General features: G+C 58.2%; 16 protein-coding genes and 1 tRNA gene. 11 read left to right on the plus strand and 6 right to left on the minus strand.

What is annotated here, in order from left to right; translation table 11 throughout:
* Positions 1–62 precede the first annotated feature (62 nt).
* The 3 genes from ACR0MI_RS02385 to ACR0MI_RS02395 all read left to right on the plus strand — a co-directional run bounded on the left by ACR0MI_RS02385 (position 63) and on the right by ACR0MI_RS02395 (position 1,853).
* On the plus strand, positions 63–695 hold the full coding sequence (locus tag ACR0MI_RS02385; protein WP_170614949.1) for a DNA-3-methyladenine glycosylase family protein: 633 nt from the start codon (positions 63–65) through the stop codon (positions 693–695).
* The gene (locus ACR0MI_RS02390) at positions 692–1,357 is read left to right on the plus strand and encodes an alpha/beta fold hydrolase (RefSeq protein WP_170614950.1); all 666 of its coding nucleotides are present in this window, start codon (positions 692–694) and stop codon (positions 1,355–1,357) included. The genes ACR0MI_RS02385 and ACR0MI_RS02390 overlap by 4 nt, the downstream gene beginning before the upstream one ends.
* 280 nt (positions 1,358–1,637) lie before the next feature.
* Positions 1,638–1,853, plus strand: a complete 216-nt coding sequence (locus tag ACR0MI_RS02395) for a hypothetical protein (RefSeq protein WP_170614951.1) — start codon at positions 1,638–1,640, stop codon at positions 1,851–1,853.
* A gap of 541 nt (positions 1,854–2,394) precedes the next feature.
* Here the strand turns inward: ACR0MI_RS02395 and ACR0MI_RS02400 are convergent.
* Positions 2,395–2,480, minus strand: a tRNA-Leu gene (locus tag ACR0MI_RS02400).
* A 145-nt stretch (positions 2,481–2,625) separates the two neighbouring features.
* Here ACR0MI_RS02400 and ACR0MI_RS02405 point away from each other — a divergent pair.
* A complete protein-coding gene (locus ACR0MI_RS02405) occupies positions 2,626–3,204 on the plus strand; it encodes a YqaA family protein (protein ID WP_170614953.1) in 579 nt (192 codons plus the stop codon).
* Positions 3,201–3,665, plus strand: a complete 465-nt coding sequence (locus tag ACR0MI_RS02410) for a disulfide bond formation protein B (protein WP_170816552.1) — start codon at positions 3,201–3,203, stop codon at positions 3,663–3,665. The genes ACR0MI_RS02405 and ACR0MI_RS02410 overlap by 4 nt, the downstream gene beginning before the upstream one ends.
* A 3-nt stretch (positions 3,666–3,668) precedes the next feature.
* Here ACR0MI_RS02410 and ACR0MI_RS02415 read toward each other — a convergent pair whose 3' ends face one another.
* The gene (locus tag ACR0MI_RS02415) at positions 3,669–4,256 is read right to left on the minus strand and encodes an HNH endonuclease (protein ID WP_170614955.1); all 588 of its coding nucleotides are present in this window, start codon (positions 4,254–4,256) and stop codon (positions 3,669–3,671) included.
* A gap of 215 nt (positions 4,257–4,471) precedes the next feature.
* Here ACR0MI_RS02415 and ACR0MI_RS02420 point away from each other — a divergent pair, with 215 nt between their 5' ends.
* The 5 genes from ACR0MI_RS02420 to ACR0MI_RS02440 all read left to right on the plus strand — a co-directional run bounded on the left by ACR0MI_RS02420 (position 4,472) and on the right by ACR0MI_RS02440 (position 9,905).
* Positions 4,472–5,077: an rRNA large subunit pseudouridine synthase E gene (locus ACR0MI_RS02420; protein ID WP_170614956.1), complete on the plus strand. Its 606-nt coding sequence runs from the start codon at positions 4,472–4,474 to the stop codon at positions 5,075–5,077.
* Between the two features lie 31 nt (positions 5,078–5,108).
* On the plus strand, positions 5,109–5,534 hold the full coding sequence (locus tag ACR0MI_RS02425) for a VOC family protein (protein ID WP_170614957.1): 426 nt from the start codon (positions 5,109–5,111) through the stop codon (positions 5,532–5,534).
* A gap of 253 nt (positions 5,535–5,787) precedes the next feature.
* A complete protein-coding gene (locus tag ACR0MI_RS02430; protein ID WP_170614958.1) occupies positions 5,788–6,756 on the plus strand; it encodes a TAXI family TRAP transporter solute-binding subunit in 969 nt (322 codons plus the stop codon).
* Between the two features lie 111 nt (positions 6,757–6,867).
* The gene (locus ACR0MI_RS02435) at positions 6,868–9,477 is read left to right on the plus strand and encodes a TRAP transporter permease (protein WP_170614959.1); all 2,610 of its coding nucleotides are present in this window, start codon (positions 6,868–6,870) and stop codon (positions 9,475–9,477) included.
* Positions 9,474–9,905 carry a universal stress protein gene (locus tag ACR0MI_RS02440; protein ID WP_170614960.1) on the plus strand — a complete coding sequence of 144 codons (432 nt, stop codon included), beginning with the start codon at positions 9,474–9,476 and terminating at the stop codon, positions 9,903–9,905. The genes ACR0MI_RS02435 and ACR0MI_RS02440 overlap by 4 nt, the downstream gene beginning before the upstream one ends.
* Before the next feature lie 12 nt (positions 9,906–9,917).
* Here the strand turns inward: ACR0MI_RS02440 and ACR0MI_RS02445 are convergent, their stop codons facing one another.
* The 3 genes from ACR0MI_RS02445 to ACR0MI_RS02455 are packed head-to-tail and all read right to left on the minus strand — an operon-like array spanning position 9,918 to position 14,006.
* On the minus strand, positions 9,918–10,958 hold the full coding sequence (locus ACR0MI_RS02445; protein ID WP_170614961.1) for a lipocalin-like domain-containing protein: 1,041 nt from the start codon (positions 10,956–10,958) through the stop codon (positions 9,918–9,920).
* Positions 10,948–13,362, minus strand: a complete 2,415-nt coding sequence (locus tag ACR0MI_RS02450) for an ABC transporter permease (RefSeq protein ID WP_480853537.1) — start codon at positions 13,360–13,362, stop codon at positions 10,948–10,950. Before ACR0MI_RS02450 ends, ACR0MI_RS02445 begins: the two co-directional genes overlap by 11 nt.
* Positions 13,359–14,006 carry an ABC transporter ATP-binding protein gene (locus ACR0MI_RS02455; RefSeq protein ID WP_170614963.1) on the minus strand — a complete coding sequence of 216 codons (648 nt, stop codon included), beginning with the start codon at positions 14,004–14,006 and terminating at the stop codon, positions 13,359–13,361. The genes ACR0MI_RS02450 and ACR0MI_RS02455 overlap by 4 nt, the downstream gene beginning before the upstream one ends.
* A gap of 181 nt (positions 14,007–14,187) precedes the next feature.
* Here ACR0MI_RS02455 and ACR0MI_RS02460 point away from each other — a divergent pair, with 181 nt between their 5' ends.
* Positions 14,188–14,637, plus strand: a complete 450-nt coding sequence (locus ACR0MI_RS02460; protein WP_170614964.1) for an ion channel — start codon at positions 14,188–14,190, stop codon at positions 14,635–14,637.
* On the opposite strand, the gene cls is transcribed toward ACR0MI_RS02460, so the two are convergent.
* Positions 14,617–16,029, minus strand: a complete 1,413-nt coding sequence (cls, locus tag ACR0MI_RS02465; RefSeq protein WP_170614965.1) for a cardiolipin synthase — start codon at positions 16,027–16,029, stop codon at positions 14,617–14,619. The genes ACR0MI_RS02460 and cls overlap by 21 nt on opposite strands.
* Positions 16,030–16,035: the final 6 nt, after the last annotated feature.

Raw genomic sequence — 16,035 nt, forward strand, 5'->3', positions numbered from 1 at the left:
AGCGGGTTGCATATGCGGCATATGTGCCTAACGTGCGGCCCGTATCACATTATGGAGAGGCCATGTCCGTCGGACGCATCATCGAAACGCCCGAATGCGTTGCCGAAGGGGCAGGGTGGCTGGCAGAAACCTGTCCGCGCATGGCCTACGCGATGGACCAAACCGGGCCATTGCCCTTGCGTCGTCGCCCGGATGGATTTGCGCAGCTGCTCAGTGCGATTGTCAGCCAGCAAGTCAGCGTGGCCTCGGCCAATGCGATCTGGAAACGGCTGCAGGATGCCAAGCTCACTGGACCGCGCAAGATCATGTGGGCGACCGATGACGATCTGCGCGCCGTGGGGCTGAGCCGTCAGAAAATCCGATACGCCCGCGCGCTGGCCGAAGCACGTATTGATTACAGGGCATTGCGCGATGCTCCTAACGCGGATGTTGTGGCCACATTGACCGAAGTGCCAGGCATCGGCGTCTGGACCGCCGAGATCTACGCGATGTTCTCGTTGGGCCGCGCGGACGTGATCGCGCCTGGGGACCTGGCATTGCAGGAGGCTGCGCGAATTCTGTACGACCTGCCAAAACGCCCGACGGACAAGGAGTTGCGCCAAATGGCCGAAGCCTGGTCACCGTGGCGGTCGGTTGCGGCGCGGGTATTGTGGGCCTATTACCGGGTCGCGAAAGAACGAGAAGGGATCAGATGACACGGGTTTTGAATGCGCTCCGGAAAGAGCCGGTTTCGGGGGATACACGCTCGGTCGTGGTATTCGTGCACGGTTACGGCGCCAATGGGGCTGATTTGCTGGGCCTTGCCGACCCGCTGGGCGAACATCTGCCCGACACGCTGTTTGTGGCCCCGGATGCGCCGGAACAGATACCCGGAATGCCCAACGGGTTTCAGTGGTTTCCGATCCCGTGGATCGATGGCTCGTCCGAGGAAGAGGCGCGCCGGGGCATGGCGATGGCGGTTGAAGACTTCAACGCCTTTCTTGATGCTTTGATGGTGGATGAGGATCTGTTGCCGGAACAATTGGTTTTGTTCGGCTTTTCACAAGGCACCATGATGAGCCTGCACGTCGCCCCCCGGCGCGAAGACCCGGTGGCGGGTATCGTCGCCTTTTCGGGCCGGCTGCTGGAACCGGACATGCTGGTGGACGAAACTGTCAGCCGCATGCCGGTCCTGCTGGTGCATGGCGACGCCGATGACGTGGTGCCGCCGCAATCGCTACCCGAGGCCGCCGAAGCCCTGCAATCGGCGGGTTTCAAAGAGGTTTACGCCCATGTCATGAAGGGCACGGGCCACGGGATCGCTCCTGACGGGCTGAGCGTGGCGCTGGCCTTCATGCGCGACAAGCTCAGCCTGTAAGTCGTTCTTTGATCAACGATAAACAAGAAATGGATGCGATTTCACCGCCGCTTCCATTCAACAGAGATTCAAACCAAGAGCAGAGATCTGTCCGGCTTCTCGGATCATAGGCTCGCATTGCCCGGTGGTCGTATCCGCACCCGGATCGGCTATCTGGTCCAAGTCCACGGGTCAAAACCAGTATTTCGATCCCTCAAAATCCGGCCAATATCCCGAACGGCAAAGAAGTGATTTGGCAATTTTCATCCGATCCGGTTCAATGCCGGTGAAGGGGATTATCATGAAGAATTCTGAATCTTTCGAAAAGTTCTATTTCGCCAAAGTCGGTATGGGCGAAGCATGCGGCTGCGCCGAGCGGATTATCGATGTGTTCGAGTTCAACAGAACAGCCGGCGCGCATTCGAAGAAATCGGTAAAACAAGACCGGCGAAAACGCCGGTCCTTTCGGTCCTGGGCTGTCAAATACGGTTTTTTGAGCCGCAAGCGTCAGCTTTAGGAGCAGGACAAGCGCTTTAGAAATTCAGATATTGATGGGCGTCGCAGGTGACAAATGCCGAAAACGCGACGACGAACCCGGCCGCAATATCCGTCATTTTGCGCGGCCGTTTCTTTGGCTCCAACGACCATTCAGCCCATTTTTTATGGTCATCTTTGAGGTCAATATTGTCGCTACGCACCATGTTACCCCGGTTCAACTCTCACAGAATTACTGTTGTTTGTTTGGAAACAGTTTGTCCGGGAGAGGCTGAACGCACAAAAAACGCCTTGTTCACCTTGTGTTAACTTTTCCATGCGCTGCGCCAGTAGTGTGCTGCTCGCGTTATTGCCTGGTCTGACGAAACAATGGCGTGGGGTGTTGCCGGCACGATTGTTGATCGTTCAAGAAAGCCAGGAGAGCGCATCCTCAGTTGGTCCACACACCGATCCGTAACGCGCCGGGAAGATTAAAGGGAAATCATTTATCTGTTTTTGAAGATCAGAAATTACACTTCGATCCCTGTAGATATCTCCCAAAAGCAATATCTTATCGCAATCTGTGGTGCCCAAGGAGAGACTCGAACTCTCACGCCCGTGAAGGCGGGGGATTTTGAATCCCCTGCGTCTACCATTCCGCCACTTGGGCCACGAACACTGGATTATCGCCCAACGCGGGGAAGGTCCAGAGGCAAAAAACAACCAGTATCCGGATTGTTTGCCTTTGAACGGTTGACGCCCCGATGGGTGCATGGTTTGCCTTGCCGGGTGTGAGATTTGGACCTTAGTGTTTTATGTTGCGATCCCTTTATGACTGGACCATCCGTCTGGCCGAACATCCGCATGCTCTTTGGGCGCTGGCCATTGTGGCATTTGTGGAAAGCTCGTTCTTTCCGATCCCGCCGGATGTGCTGATGATTCCAATGATCCTGGCGCGGCCGTCGCGGGCATGGCTCATCGCGACCGTTGCCCTCGTGGCGTCGGTGCTGGGGGGGATGCTGGGATACGCGATCGGAGCCTTCTTCTATGAAAGCATCGGCCAACCGGTCCTTGAGGCGATGGGCAAAGGCCATGCCATGGAAGAGTTCAACGAGCGTTTCAACGATTTCGGATTCTGGGCTGTGCTGACCGCAGGTGTTACGCCATTCCCCTACAAGGTCATCACGATCATGTCCGGCTGGACCGGGATGCCCTTTGGGACGTTTGTTGCGACCTCAATTCTGGCACGGGCCTTGCGGTTCTTTGTTGTTGCAGGGCTTTTGTGGGGGTTCGGCGAACCGATACGCGATTTCATCGAAAAGCGCCTAGGCCTGATGTTTACCCTGTTCATCTTGCTGTTGTTCGGCGGATTTTTCGCGGTGAAGTACCTATGACCAACCGAAACAGATTAGTGCTGATTGCGGCCGCTGGGTCTGTCGCCTTGCTGTTGGGGGCATGGGGATTCCAGTACCTTGGCGGGTTGGCACCCTGCAAGATGTGCATTTGGCAGCGGTATCCGCACGCCGCCGCAGCGTTGATTGGTGCCGTGGCGCTTGCCTTGCCTCGGGTCACGGTTCTGCCGCTTCTGGGGGCTTTGGCCGCTGCGACCACGGCGGTTATCGGTGTGTATCACGCCGGCGTCGAGCAGAAGTGGTGGGAAGGTCCCAGCAGCTGCACGTCCAGCGACATTGGTGGGTTGTCGACGACCGAGTTGATGGATCAGATCATGAACGCGCCGCTGGTGCGCTGTGACGACATCCCGTGGGAAATGCTTGGCCTGTCCATGGCAGGATGGAATGCCGTATTGTCGGCCGGTTTGGTTCTGGTCTGGCTTGCAGCTTGGCGGGCCCGGTAAACGTCAGATCTGATCCAGTTCCGCATCCCAGTACAGGAAGTCGATCCAGCTGTCGTGCAGATGGTTGGGCGGGAACTTGCGCCCGATATTGCGCAGCGCCTCGGCATCGGGTTGGCGGGGTGGCTTGCGCAGAGACATGCCAGCTTGCCGCAGCGATTTTGACCCTTTTCGCAGGTTACATGGGCTGCATGCTGCCACCACGTTCTGCCAGCTGGTCACGCCGCCCGCCGCGCGCGGAACAACGTGGTCAAACGTCAGGTCGCCTCGGCTGCCGCAGTACTGGCAACAGAATTCATCCCGCAGAAATAAATTAAAGCGCGTGAAGGCCACGCGCTTTCTGGGTTTTACATAGTCTTTCAGAACAACGACCGAAGGTATTCGTATCTCGGTACTGGGACTGCGGACAACTTCGTCATATTCGGCCACGATGTCGACCCGATCGAGCCAGGCGGCCTTGATCGCCTCCTGCCATGGCCAAAGAGACAGAGGATAATAGGACAGGGGGCGATAATCAGCGTTCAGGACCAGTGCCGGATGACGCCTGAGTGCACCGGGTTCCCTGACAAATTCGGTCCTGAAGTCTCCGTCCATAACAGAATCGCTCCTCGCTCTGCACTGCCCGTTTTTTGACATCAGAGCGGGGAACACCCGCCCCGGCCTTAACTTAACTATATATCGTGTTAAAACTCTGACAAGCCCTGATTTTCCACAATATCTCGGGGATTGATTAATGCGAATCCGTAACAATCGCGTGACAGTTATCCACAGCTTGCGCTAGGTGGTTTCTGCGCGCTATGGCGTAGTTCATGTCCTGGTTCATTCGCTTCAATAAACCTTTCGATGTCCTGCCGCAGTTTACCGACAGGGCGAACGGAGATTCGCCGCGCAGCACGCTGTCCGACTACATCGATCTGCCCGGTGTCTATCCGGCCGGACGACTGGATCGGGACAGTGAGGGTTTGCTGCTGCTTACGGATCACGGAAAGCTGCAGGCGCAGATTTCCGACCCGAAACACAAGATGCCCAAGACCTACTGGGTTCAGGTCGAGGGTATTCCGGACGCTGCCGCGATGAAGGCGCTGCGCGAAGGGGTCGAACTGAATGATGGGTCAACCCGGCCCGCAAAGGCGCGGGTGATTGACGAACCGGAAAGTCTTTGGCCCAGGACGCCGCCAATCCGGGTGCGTCAGACGGTTCCTGATTGCTGGATCGAACTGACCCTGCGCGAAGGGCGCAATCGGCAGGTGCGCCGGATGACGGCAGCGGTCGGACATCCCACATTGCGTCTGGTTCGCGCCCGCATCGGGGATTGGACGCTGGAGGGATTGCAGCCGGGGCAATGGGAAAGCCTGCCCATGCCTGAGGTTTCCGCAGCACCGCAACGAAAGAGGGACCGCAGACCGCGACGGTGACAGAAGGCAGGGCCTGAGGTACACTGGGCTCATGAAAGTCACACCGGACATACCGCGCCCGTCGGCAGTTCTGGAGGCGGCGCTTTACGTCAATGATCTGGACGCGGCAGAGCGTTTTTACGGCGACATTCTGGCGTTGGAGAAAATCCAGCGCGTGGACAACCGGCACGTGTTCTTCCGCGTGGGCCGTTCCGTGTTGTTGTTGTTCAACGCCGAGGAAACGGAACAAGCACCGCGAAATCCTGACTTGCCGGTGCCGCCGCATGGCGCGCGCGGGCCCGGGCATGTGTGCCTTGCCATTTCGCGGGTCGAAATGGACGCAATGCGCAAGCATCTGCTCGATTGGAACGTACCCCTGGATGCCGAGTTTGATTGGCCAAACGGGGCCCGTTCGCTGTATGTGCGGGACCCGGCCGGCAATTCGGTCGAGTTTGCCGAACCGCATTTGTGGGGCTGAAAGGGACTGTCCTTGGATCGTCCGGGGGAAAGTTCGGGAAACACCGTCAGATATGCGGCTTTGCGCGGGCTTGCGGGATGCGGGGGTTGACAAGCGATGTATTGGAATGAAACGTCGTAAGTGTTGGGAGATTTTTGAAATTCAGGTGCGTGAGCCCGTTTTGTCGACGGGGGAACTTGCTGTGTTGACAAGCTCTTAGGAGGGGTTGTTTACGGATCTTCCGACCACAATAAAGATTTGGGAGATCACGAAAATGAAAAACAACAGCAAACTGGGCCTTGGCGCGCTTGTAACCGCTGCGCTGATGGCGCCTGCTGCTTTTGCGGAGGAATTCATCACAATCGGCACCGGTGGCGTGACTGGCGTTTACTATCCGACCGGCGGTGCGATCTGCCGTCTGGTGAACAAGGGCCGCAAGGAACACGGGGTACGCTGCTCGGTCGAATCGACCGGCGGTTCGGTCTACAACATCAACACCATCCGCGAAGGTGAACTGGAGTTTGGTGTGGCCCAGTCCGACTGGCAGTACCATGCATATAACGGTTCCTCGAAATTTGAAGAGGCTGGCCCGTTCGAAGGCCTGCGCGCCGTATTCTCGGTTCACCCCGAGCCGTTCACCGTTGTTGCGCGGGCCGATTCCGGTATCACCAACTTCGAGGACCTGAAAGGCAAGCGCGTCAACATCGGTAACCCCGGTTCCGGTCAGCGCGGCACCATGGAAGTCCTGCTGGGCGAAATGGGCTGGACCACCGGCGATTTCGAGCTGGCAACCGAGCTGAAGGCAGCCGAACAGTCTGCTGCCCTGTGCGACAACCAGATTGACGCGATGGTCTACACTGTTGGTCACCCGTCGGGTTCGATCCAGGAAGCAACCACCGCTTGTGACTCAGTTCTGGTGAATGTCAGCGGCGATGCGGTCAACAAGCTGGTTGAAAACAACTCGTTCTATCGTACTGCTACAATCCCCGGCGGGATGTATCGTGGATCGGATGGCGACACCCAGACCTTTGGTGTGGGCGCGACATTCGTCACATCGGCTGACGTTTCGGAAGACGCTGTATATGCAGTTGTAAGCTCGGTCTTCGAGAATTTCGATGACTTCAAAAAGCTGCACCCCGCATTTGCCAACCTCAAGCCGGAAGAGATGATTGCGGACGGCCTGTCGGCTCCGCTGCATCCGGGTGCCGAGAAGTACTACAAAGAAAAAGGCTGGATTCAGTAATCCGTCCTAAACAATTTGACGAGGCGCTTTTCGGCGCCTCGTTTTTCAACCGGTGAAACACCGGAACAAAAAACCGCGCCGGAAACCGGCCGCTGAACGGGGAGAGATTTGATGAGCGCTGATCAGCAGGGCAATCGTCCGCTATCCGAAGAAGAACTTCAGGAATTGGTCGCATCTTCGGATGCAGGGGCCCGTGATCCAGCCGGAAACGTGGGCCTGTTTCTGGCAATTGTCGCCGCGATCTGGTCGATTTTTCAGGTGCTTCTGGCGTCACCGATCGCAAACTATGTTCTTCCCGGCAGCATTGTGAATAACGCACGGCAGTTCCATCTTGCTTTTGCGATGTTCCTGGCCTTCGCGGCCTATCCTGCGTTGAAATCCAGCCCCAGAAACTACATCCCGATCCAGGACTGGATCATGGGAATTCTGGGCGCGTTTGTCGCGCTTTACGGTTTCTTCTTCTACGACAAGATCGTCAATGCGGGCGGTCTGGCAGACGACACGGACAAATGGGTCGCTCTGGGTGGTCTATTGCTGCTGTTCGAGGCCGCGCGCCGCGCGCTTGGCCCGGCGATGGCGATCATTGCCACAATCTTTCTTGCCTATGTATTCTTCGGCTCTTCCGAATGGGTGCCCGAAGTAATCCGCTGGAAAGGCGCGAGCCTCAAGAAGGCGATGAGCCACATGTGGATCACGTCCGAAGGTGTCTTTGGCATCGCCCTTGGTGTTTCGACGAAATTCGTGTTCCTGTTCGTGCTGTTCGGTGCATTGCTGGATAAGGCCGGGGCAGGGAACTACTTTATCAAAATGGCCTTTGGCGCGCTTGGCCACCTGCGCGGTGGCCCGGCCAAGGCGGCCGTGGTGGGTTCGGCGGCGACCGGCCTGATTTCGGGCTCGTCCATCGCCAATGTCGTGACCACCGGAACATTCACTATCCCACTGATGAAGCGCGTCGGCTTTTCCAGCGAACAGGCCGGATCGGTCGAGGTCGCCAGTTCGGTCAATGGTCAGATCATGCCGCCCGTTATGGGGGCCGCAGCCTTCCTGATGGTGGAGTATGTGGGCATCTCTTACGTCGAGGTGATCACCCACGCGTTCCTGCCTGCCGCGATTTCCTACATCGCACTGGTATACATCGTCCATCTTGAGGCGGTGAAGCGGAACATGCCAACGCTGGGCGACCGCGACGTACATCTGGCGCGAACCGTAGTCGGGATGCTGTCCTTCTTCCTGATCTTTGCCGGGCTCTGCTATGGCTCGCAATTTCCGGTCGATGCCGTGACCAGCTGGGTGCCGACGCAAGCCGGGCTTATCCTCAGCCTGATTGTCTGCGCGATCTATGTTGGCCTTTTGTATCTGGCGGCGCAGGTTCCGGATCTGGAGCCTGATGATCCCAATGCCAAGGAAGTCACGCTGCCGGTCATTGGCGAGATTTACAAGGCAGGTCTGCATTACCTTCTGCCAATCATCGTTCTGGTCTATTTCCTGATGATCGAACAGAAGTCGCCCGGTCTGTCGGCTTTCTGGGCCACGGCACTGCTGTTTGTGATCCTTCTGACGCAGAAACCGCTCAAAGCGCTGTTCCGGGGACAAACCAACATGTCCGCGACATTCAAGGAAGGAGTTGCTGACCTGTGGCAGGGCCTTATCGACGGTGCGCGCAACATGATCGGTATCGCGCTGGCCACGGCCACTGCGGGTGTGATCGTGGGGACTGTGACGCTGACGGGTGTCGGACAGGTTATGGCTGACTTGGTCGAGTTCCTTTCGGGCGGCAACCTGATCCTGATGCTGGTGATGGTGGGGCTACTCAGCCTGATCCTGGGCATGGGCCTGCCAACCACGGCGAACTACATCGTCGTCAGCTCGCTGATGGCGGGTGTCGTGGTTGAACTGGGCGCTCAAAGCGGCCTGATCGTTCCGTTGATCGCCGTGCACCTGTTTGTGTTCTACTTCGGTATCATGGCCGACGTGACGCCGCCGGTTGGTCTGGCCAGCTTTGCGGCTGCCGCCGTGTCGGGGGGCGACGCAATCAAGACCGGATTCACCGCGTTCTTCTACAGTTTGCGCACCGTGGCTCTGCCGTTTGTGTTCATCTTCAACACAGATCTTCTGTTGATCGATGTGACTTGGGTCGAAGGCATCATCGTGGCCATATCCGCGACGATTGCGATTTTGGTCTTCACGGCTGGAACGATGGGATACTTCCTGACCCACAGCCGTATCTATGAGAGCGTCGCGCTGATCTTTGTGGCCTTTGCGCTGTTCCGACCGGACTTCTTCATGGATCGCATTTCACCGCCATTTGAAACGGTCGAACCGTCGGCATTTGTCGAGGCGATGGGTGAAACACCTCCGGGCACCGAGGTTCGGATGGTCATCAGCGGGCCGGATTTCGACACCTTGCAGATGGTTGACACAACCATCGTCGTCCCGGTCGGCAGTGAAGAAGGCGGTGCCGCGCGTGTCGAGGCGATGGGCTTGCTGCTGATCGAAGAAGACGGATTGGTCAAACTGGAAGAACCCCTGTTCGGCTCGCCAGTGGCGGATGATCTGGGCAATTTCGACTATTACGGGGACGAGGCCGTGCGCCTGTCCTCGGTCAGTCTGCCGTCCAGCCAGCCGCCGAAACAACTGGTCTTCATCCCGGCGATGATCCTGCTGGGTCTGATCGCCTTCCTGCAACGCGGCCGCGCCGCAAGACAAGAGGTGCCCGCATGACACGTTCCGTTCTTTGCGCTGTTGATATCAGCAACGGGGATTTGGATGTCCCGGTCCTGAAAAAAGCCGGGGCGCTGGCCGAGATGGAGGGCGCGCAACTGGATGTCGTGTCGATCGTTCCGGATTTTGGTGAAACCTGGGTGTCCGGCTTCTTCGAACCCGATCATCACGAAAAGGCGCTACAGGACGCCCATGCCAGACTGTCGGAATTGTGCGAGGCCACACTGGGCAAAGAACGCAACGAAAAAGTGCGTCACGTGGTGGCAACCGGAACAGCCTATCAGGAAATCCTGAAGACAGCAGAAAGCGCGGGCAGCGATCTGATCGTGATCGGCGCGCATAAGCCCGATCTCAAGGACTATCTGCTGGGGCCCAATGCCGCCCGCGTCGTGCGGCACGCGAACGTTTCAGTTTATGTCGTCCGCTAGGTCAGCGCTGCTTCAGTAGCCTGTCATCTCAAGGTACCCACGACCTTCGTGGGTGCCTTTTATTTTGATCGGGCCTTCCCAGTATTCGAACCGGGTGCCCATCCACGCTTTTGGTGTCAGGGCCGATACTTCGACATCCAGGTCACGATCCGGTAACGTGACACGCCACCGAACCGGAATACCGCGTTCTGCGACGATTGCGGTTTCCAGCGGCGTCATTGAAACAGACCCATTCGGCAGGCTGGTAGCCTCTCCGTCCGCGCCGATCCAAGTGGCCGAGGTGAAGTCTCCGCGCGCGCCGCGAAGACGGAACGCCATGAGCTTGTCGCCACCGTCAAAGCTGAGCGAGAACCAGTCCCAGCCGGTTTGGTCCGCAGCCAAAGGTTGCGATGACCATTCGCGATCCAGCCACCCCTGACCGGTGACTTCCACATCCCGGTCCGGCAAGTGCAGTGTGCCCCGGACCGTGTAGGCGGGCTGAGAATAGTAGTAGCTGGCCTGACCATCTGCGGATTTGACTGAATACCCATCCTCACCGTGAAAAACCAGCGGTCCATCGGCTGTCAGCGACAGGTCATATCCAAAGGTTTCGCCATTTGCTGTCAACGACAGGGTATTCAGGTCCGGACCACCCATTCGCCACTCGTCAATCCATGCCTCGAAGGGGTGCGAGGAAACCCCGGCCTGCCCGATACCGCCACGCGACAGGCGCTCGGCAAAATAGTGGGTATCGGGCGTTGTGACAGCGGCGTGTCCCATCCAGATCTGAGGGCTCTGCCAACCACCAGTTTCAACCGGTTTCAGCGCTGAGCGAAACAGGGTCCACTGTACACCGTAATCCAGTCCATCTTCACCGCGCAGATTTGCCGTCAGGTACCACCATTCGATGCGAAAGGACGGATGCGGGCCGTGATCCTGCGGAAAATTGAATTGGTAGCCGGGTTCAGGAACATCAAAGCCCTCGGCGGAGCCGCCCAACCCGGCATAGCCCTGTGCCAAAGCCGGACAGGGAAGCGCCAATAGCAACATGAAAAGCATGGTCCTAACGTTCATTGGCAAACACCTTCAGCAGGTCCGCCGGGGGCAGGCGCAGCAGTCGCAAGGCGGGCAGGGCTGCGGCGGCAAGCGCTGCGACAACGGTCAATCCAAACAAACCCAGCCATTCCCTTGGAAACAGGAACATTGGTAACTGCCAGCCAAAAGCCTGCACATTGATGACAGTCAGCAGAACCCAGGCCAGAACAAGGCCCAGCGGCAGCGCCAGGCAGGCCGTCAGGATGGCCAACAGCCCGCTGCGCAGCAACTCCAGCCGGGCCAGGTGCGCGCGGCTCAGCCCAAGTGCCCAGACCGGCGCGATCTGCGGCAGCCGTTGTGTCCACAATGTCAGAAGGCTGGTCAGGATGGCGAATCCGGCAACGCCGAGTGTCAGAATGTTCAGCGCCGAAGTCACAACAAATGTCTTCTCGAACACAGTTATGGATTGCGCCTTCATCGCTGCCTGTTGGACAACGCTTTCGCGTGGTAATTCGAAACGGTCTCGGATTGCCTGCGCCAGCTTGCCAGCGGCTTCCGGGGAAACGCGTACACCAAAACGCCGAGCCGGAGTATTGGGCGCGATTTCATTTAGCTGTTCCATCGACACGATGGCCTGACCCGTCGGATTGCCGTAGTCGGAATAGACACCAGCAACTTCCAGCATCCGACCGGGTGTCAGGGCCAACTGATCTCCGGGCCACAGATCGGAACGGCGGGCCAGTTGCTCGTTTATCAGAACAACCTCTCCGGCCATGACGCGATCCCAGACATCCTGCGACGAAGCGATCAGCGGCCAGTGCTTCCGGTATGTCGCGTGATTGATCACACCGTATAGGAACAAGGGACCAGTTTCATGGGGCAGTTCGACCCGGCGGATCGGAAGAATGGCATCCACCTGTGGGGCGAGCCACTCGACGATTTCCTGGCTTTGTTCGTCATCTATGGCCGTGACGTACAATTCGGACGTCAGGCGCTGATCCAGCCAGCCAGTAAATGTCAGCCGAAAGCTGGACACCATCGTCCCGACACCGATATTCGCGGCCAACGCCAGCAGCAAAGCCATCAAGGCAAGTGAAAGGCCGGGAAGCTGCGCCCTCATGTCCGCCCAGACCCATTGCGCAACAGGACTGCGGGCCTTGCGCTCAAGGACATGAATGATCGCTGAAAGAAACGCAGGCAGCAGCAGGGCCGATCCGGTCAGGATACCAGCCAACAGGGCAAACCCGCCGATCAGCCCGGGGAAAACCAACAAGGCGAGGCAGCCCGCAACGATCAACCCGAGGCCGGTGAAGCCCGCAATCCGGCGTGAGCTTGAGACCTTGCCCCACGCCTGCAGGCCCGGACCCGCAAGAAGCGGCGTTCGAGACAGTCGCCATAGCGCGTGTCCACTGGCCATCAGCGTACCGGCAACGGCCATGGCGATGCCTACAGCGGCCCATTGAGGCTGCAACGACAACTGTCCGCTGACAGGGGCGCCATACAAACCGCGCAAGGTGGCTGCCACGTCAGGAAGTAACGCACCTGCCAGAAAGAAGCCAAGCAAAAGGCCCAGCCCGCCGCCGACCAGAGCAAGCATGGTCAACTCTGCGAAGATCAGGCAAACCAATCGACGCATGGAGACGCCCAAGGCCCGCAAAGTCCGGATCATGCCGCGTCGCTGGGCAAAGGCCAGTCCAACCGTACCGTGAACGATGAACAGGCCCACGGCGAAAGACAGCAGGCCAAAGGCCGAAAGGTTGAGATGAAAGCTTTCGGTCAGTTGCGCAGTATCCAGCTGCGATGACGGGCTGATCCGTTCCAGTTCGGGTGCGAGTTCCGACAAAGGCGGGACCGTGCGGGGTTGAACGGGCAATATGACCAACCGGCTTATTTCACCCCGTCTGTTCATAAGGGTTTCGGCAACGCCGATGTCGGTCAGGATAACGTCCGGTGGCAGAGACGCGCTCGTGATCGCTTTGGGCAGTCCGGAGTGTTCAGCGATCACAGGTTCCAACACCGGCGAGATCAAAAGCACCCCCGGGGCTGTCAGCACGTCGACCGGTTCGGGCGGCTCGGCGCTTTGTTCTGCCTGCGTAATTGCGGGCAGGGCGGGGTAGGAGATCATGTCCACGCCCATCAGGCGCAGCGTTCGATCAGCGATGCGAAACGGCCCTTCCAGAACCGCTGCAACCTGCCACCCGGCCTTGCGCAGCGCGACATAGCGTTCGATGAGGATCGGGCCCGCTGGGTTTCTCAGAATGTCATACTGGCCAATTGCCAGTTGTGAATTGGCGCGATCATAACTGGCCCGCGCCTCGGCATTGATGCCCTGCACTGCTGACCAAAGACCGGTTGCCAGCGCAATTCCAATCAGCAGCGTTGCCAGTTGCAACAGATGCCTACGCCAGTGAGACCACAGCGCCTGAACGACCACAAAGGTCATGCGATGTGTCCGCCAGCAAGGTGGGCGTGCTGGTCCAGTCGCGCGGCAATGGCATGGGAATGGGTGACCAGCAGCAGTGCCGTTCCAGTATCTGCGACCAGTGACAGCATCAGATCCAGTACCGCCGCGCTGGCGGTCTCGTCCAGATTGCCCGTTGGCTCATCCGCCAGCAAAAGCTTGGGCCGAACGCCCAATGCGCGCCCTATGGCGACCCTTTGTTGCTGTCCGCCGGACAAGTTTTCCGGATAGCGGTGCACCAGATCGGTCAGCCCCAGCCTGTCGGCCAGATGCGCAATCCAGTCCGGGTCGTGGCGATTGGCCAGCCGGGCGTGAAAGGACAGGTTTTGCCCGACGGTCAGCGAAGGGATCAGGTTGAACTGCTGAAAAACCAGCGCGACACTGTCGCACCGCAAAGCGGCGCGTCCCGGATCGTCCAGTGCCGACAGCGCTGTGCCGTCCAGAGTTATTTCGCCGTTATCAAAACTGTCCAACGCGGCAGCGAGGTTCAGTAAGGTGCTTTTGCCGCTGCCGCTTTCCCCGGTCAGCGCCAATGTCTGGCCTGCATCAAGTGACAGAGAAACGCCATTCAGAACCGGGCGGCCACCCGCGTACGATTTCCTGACCTGATCAACTACAAGCAACATCCGGGCATCCTGACTGGTTCCTGTCACAATGTGCAACGGGACGCGCCAGTGTCCAGTGCGCATGCTTTCCCGGTTCCTTTCGCCGCAGGTGCGGCACTGGTCGATGGCCGGGGTTGTTCCCGGCCGGGCAAAAGTCCATGCTGTGCCAACGGTTTCACCCTTCGGCACGAGGCGCGAGCGGATGTCCTTATCCGACCAGATCATCTGGGGCAGCATCTATCTGGGCATATGCTTTCTGATCGAGATTGCTTTGCTGACATGGTGCACGCAGTTGATTGAAAAACTGACTGAAAAGTGGCAGGACACGCACCGCTTTTTCACTACTGCCGCGCCGATCAGCGTGGCGCTGGTGTTCATCGTTCTGATTCACACCCTTCAAGTCTGGCTTTGGGCCATTGTCTGGGTCTTTGGTGATGTCTTGCCCGACTGGAACTCGGCTCTCTACTTCTCGTTGGTGACGTTCACGACGCTTGGATACGGCGACATCGTTCTGGGTGAAGAACTGCGTATCTTCGGGGCATTCGCATCCGTGACCGGCCTTTTGGCGTTTGGCTTGTCCACCGCTTTCATGGTCGCGTTGATGACTCGGGTGTTTCAGGAGGAGTTGTTGTTAAAGGATAGGGGCGAATAGACGCGCCAGAGGAGCTCCAAAGCGGATATGTGCCGGTTGTTGTTGCAGGGTGCGGGTCAGTTCGTAACTTTTCTCAAAGTCTGTGCGCAGCATACTTGCAGCAGCTTCAGCGGCCCGGGCGTCGAAGAACAAGGCCATCGCTTCGAAATTCAGGCGGAAGGACCGATTGTCCAGATTGGTCGTTCCCACCGCTGCCAAAGTATCATCAACCACGAAAACCTTCTGGTGCATGAACCCGTCGGCATATCGAAACACACGAACACCGCAGTCACGGATTTCGTCGAAATAGGCAAAGGCTGCAAGCCAGGGCAGGCGATGGTCGATCATGTCAGGGACCAGAATCCGCACGTCCACACCGCGCAGGGCGGCGTGTTGAAGGGCCGTCATGATGTCAATGTCCGGGACGAAATACGGCGAGGCGATCCATAACCTCTCTTTCGCTTCGGCGATGGCGGCAAAGAACATCATCGCGCCGGTCTCGGTCTCGTCCCCCGGGCCGGTGGCAACCAGCAGGGCGTTCATGTCCTGATCGGATTCACTGCCGGCCCAATCCAGATGGTCGATCAGGTCCTCTTCATGGGCCCAGTGCCAGTCTTCGGTAAAGATCAGTTGCAACTGGCGAACGATGTGACCGGTAATCCGGACATGCGTATCGCGCCAATGGCCAAAATGCGCGTTCTGACCCAGATATTCCACGCCGACATTATGCCCGCCTATAAACCCGGTCTCGCCATCAATGATCACAGTTTTGCGGTGGTTTCGGTAGTTCAGCTGAAACCGAAACTTCGGACCACGGCGCTCCTTGGGGTTTGCAACATCAATTCCCGCTTGCTGCAGCGATTCAAGATATGCGGTGGGCAAGCCATAGCTACCCACGGAATCGGTCAGGAAGCGTACGTGCACCCCACGTTCCGCCGCCGCAACCAGCCGATCCTTTAATTGCTGGCCCAACGTGTCATCACGTACGATGTAGAACTGGATCAGGACATAATTCTTGGCGGCATCGATTGCCTCAAAAATTGCGTCAAAGGTCGCCTGACCGTCGATCAGCAACGACGCGCCATTGCCACGGGACACCGGCAGATGCGCCAAGGCTTCGAAGGGGCGCGGATTGATCTGCATGCTTTCTCTGTCCGGCTTTGAGAAGTCTGCAAAGGTCTTGATGCCTTCGACAACCCGTTCACTTTCCTTTCGGGCAATGCGGTATCCGCGAAATCGGTGATGACCCAGAAACAGGTACATTGGCACTGCGAGCATGGGGGTTGCGATCAGAAAAACCACCCAGCCGACCGCACCTTGTGGCGTGCGGGCCGTCTGTGCAGCCCGTATCGAGAACACCACAGCGGTGACGTAGAGAAATATCAGAAACGCGGAAACAAGCAGTGTCCACATGAGGTT

This window comes from Ruegeria sp. D4, assembly GCF_056534475.1.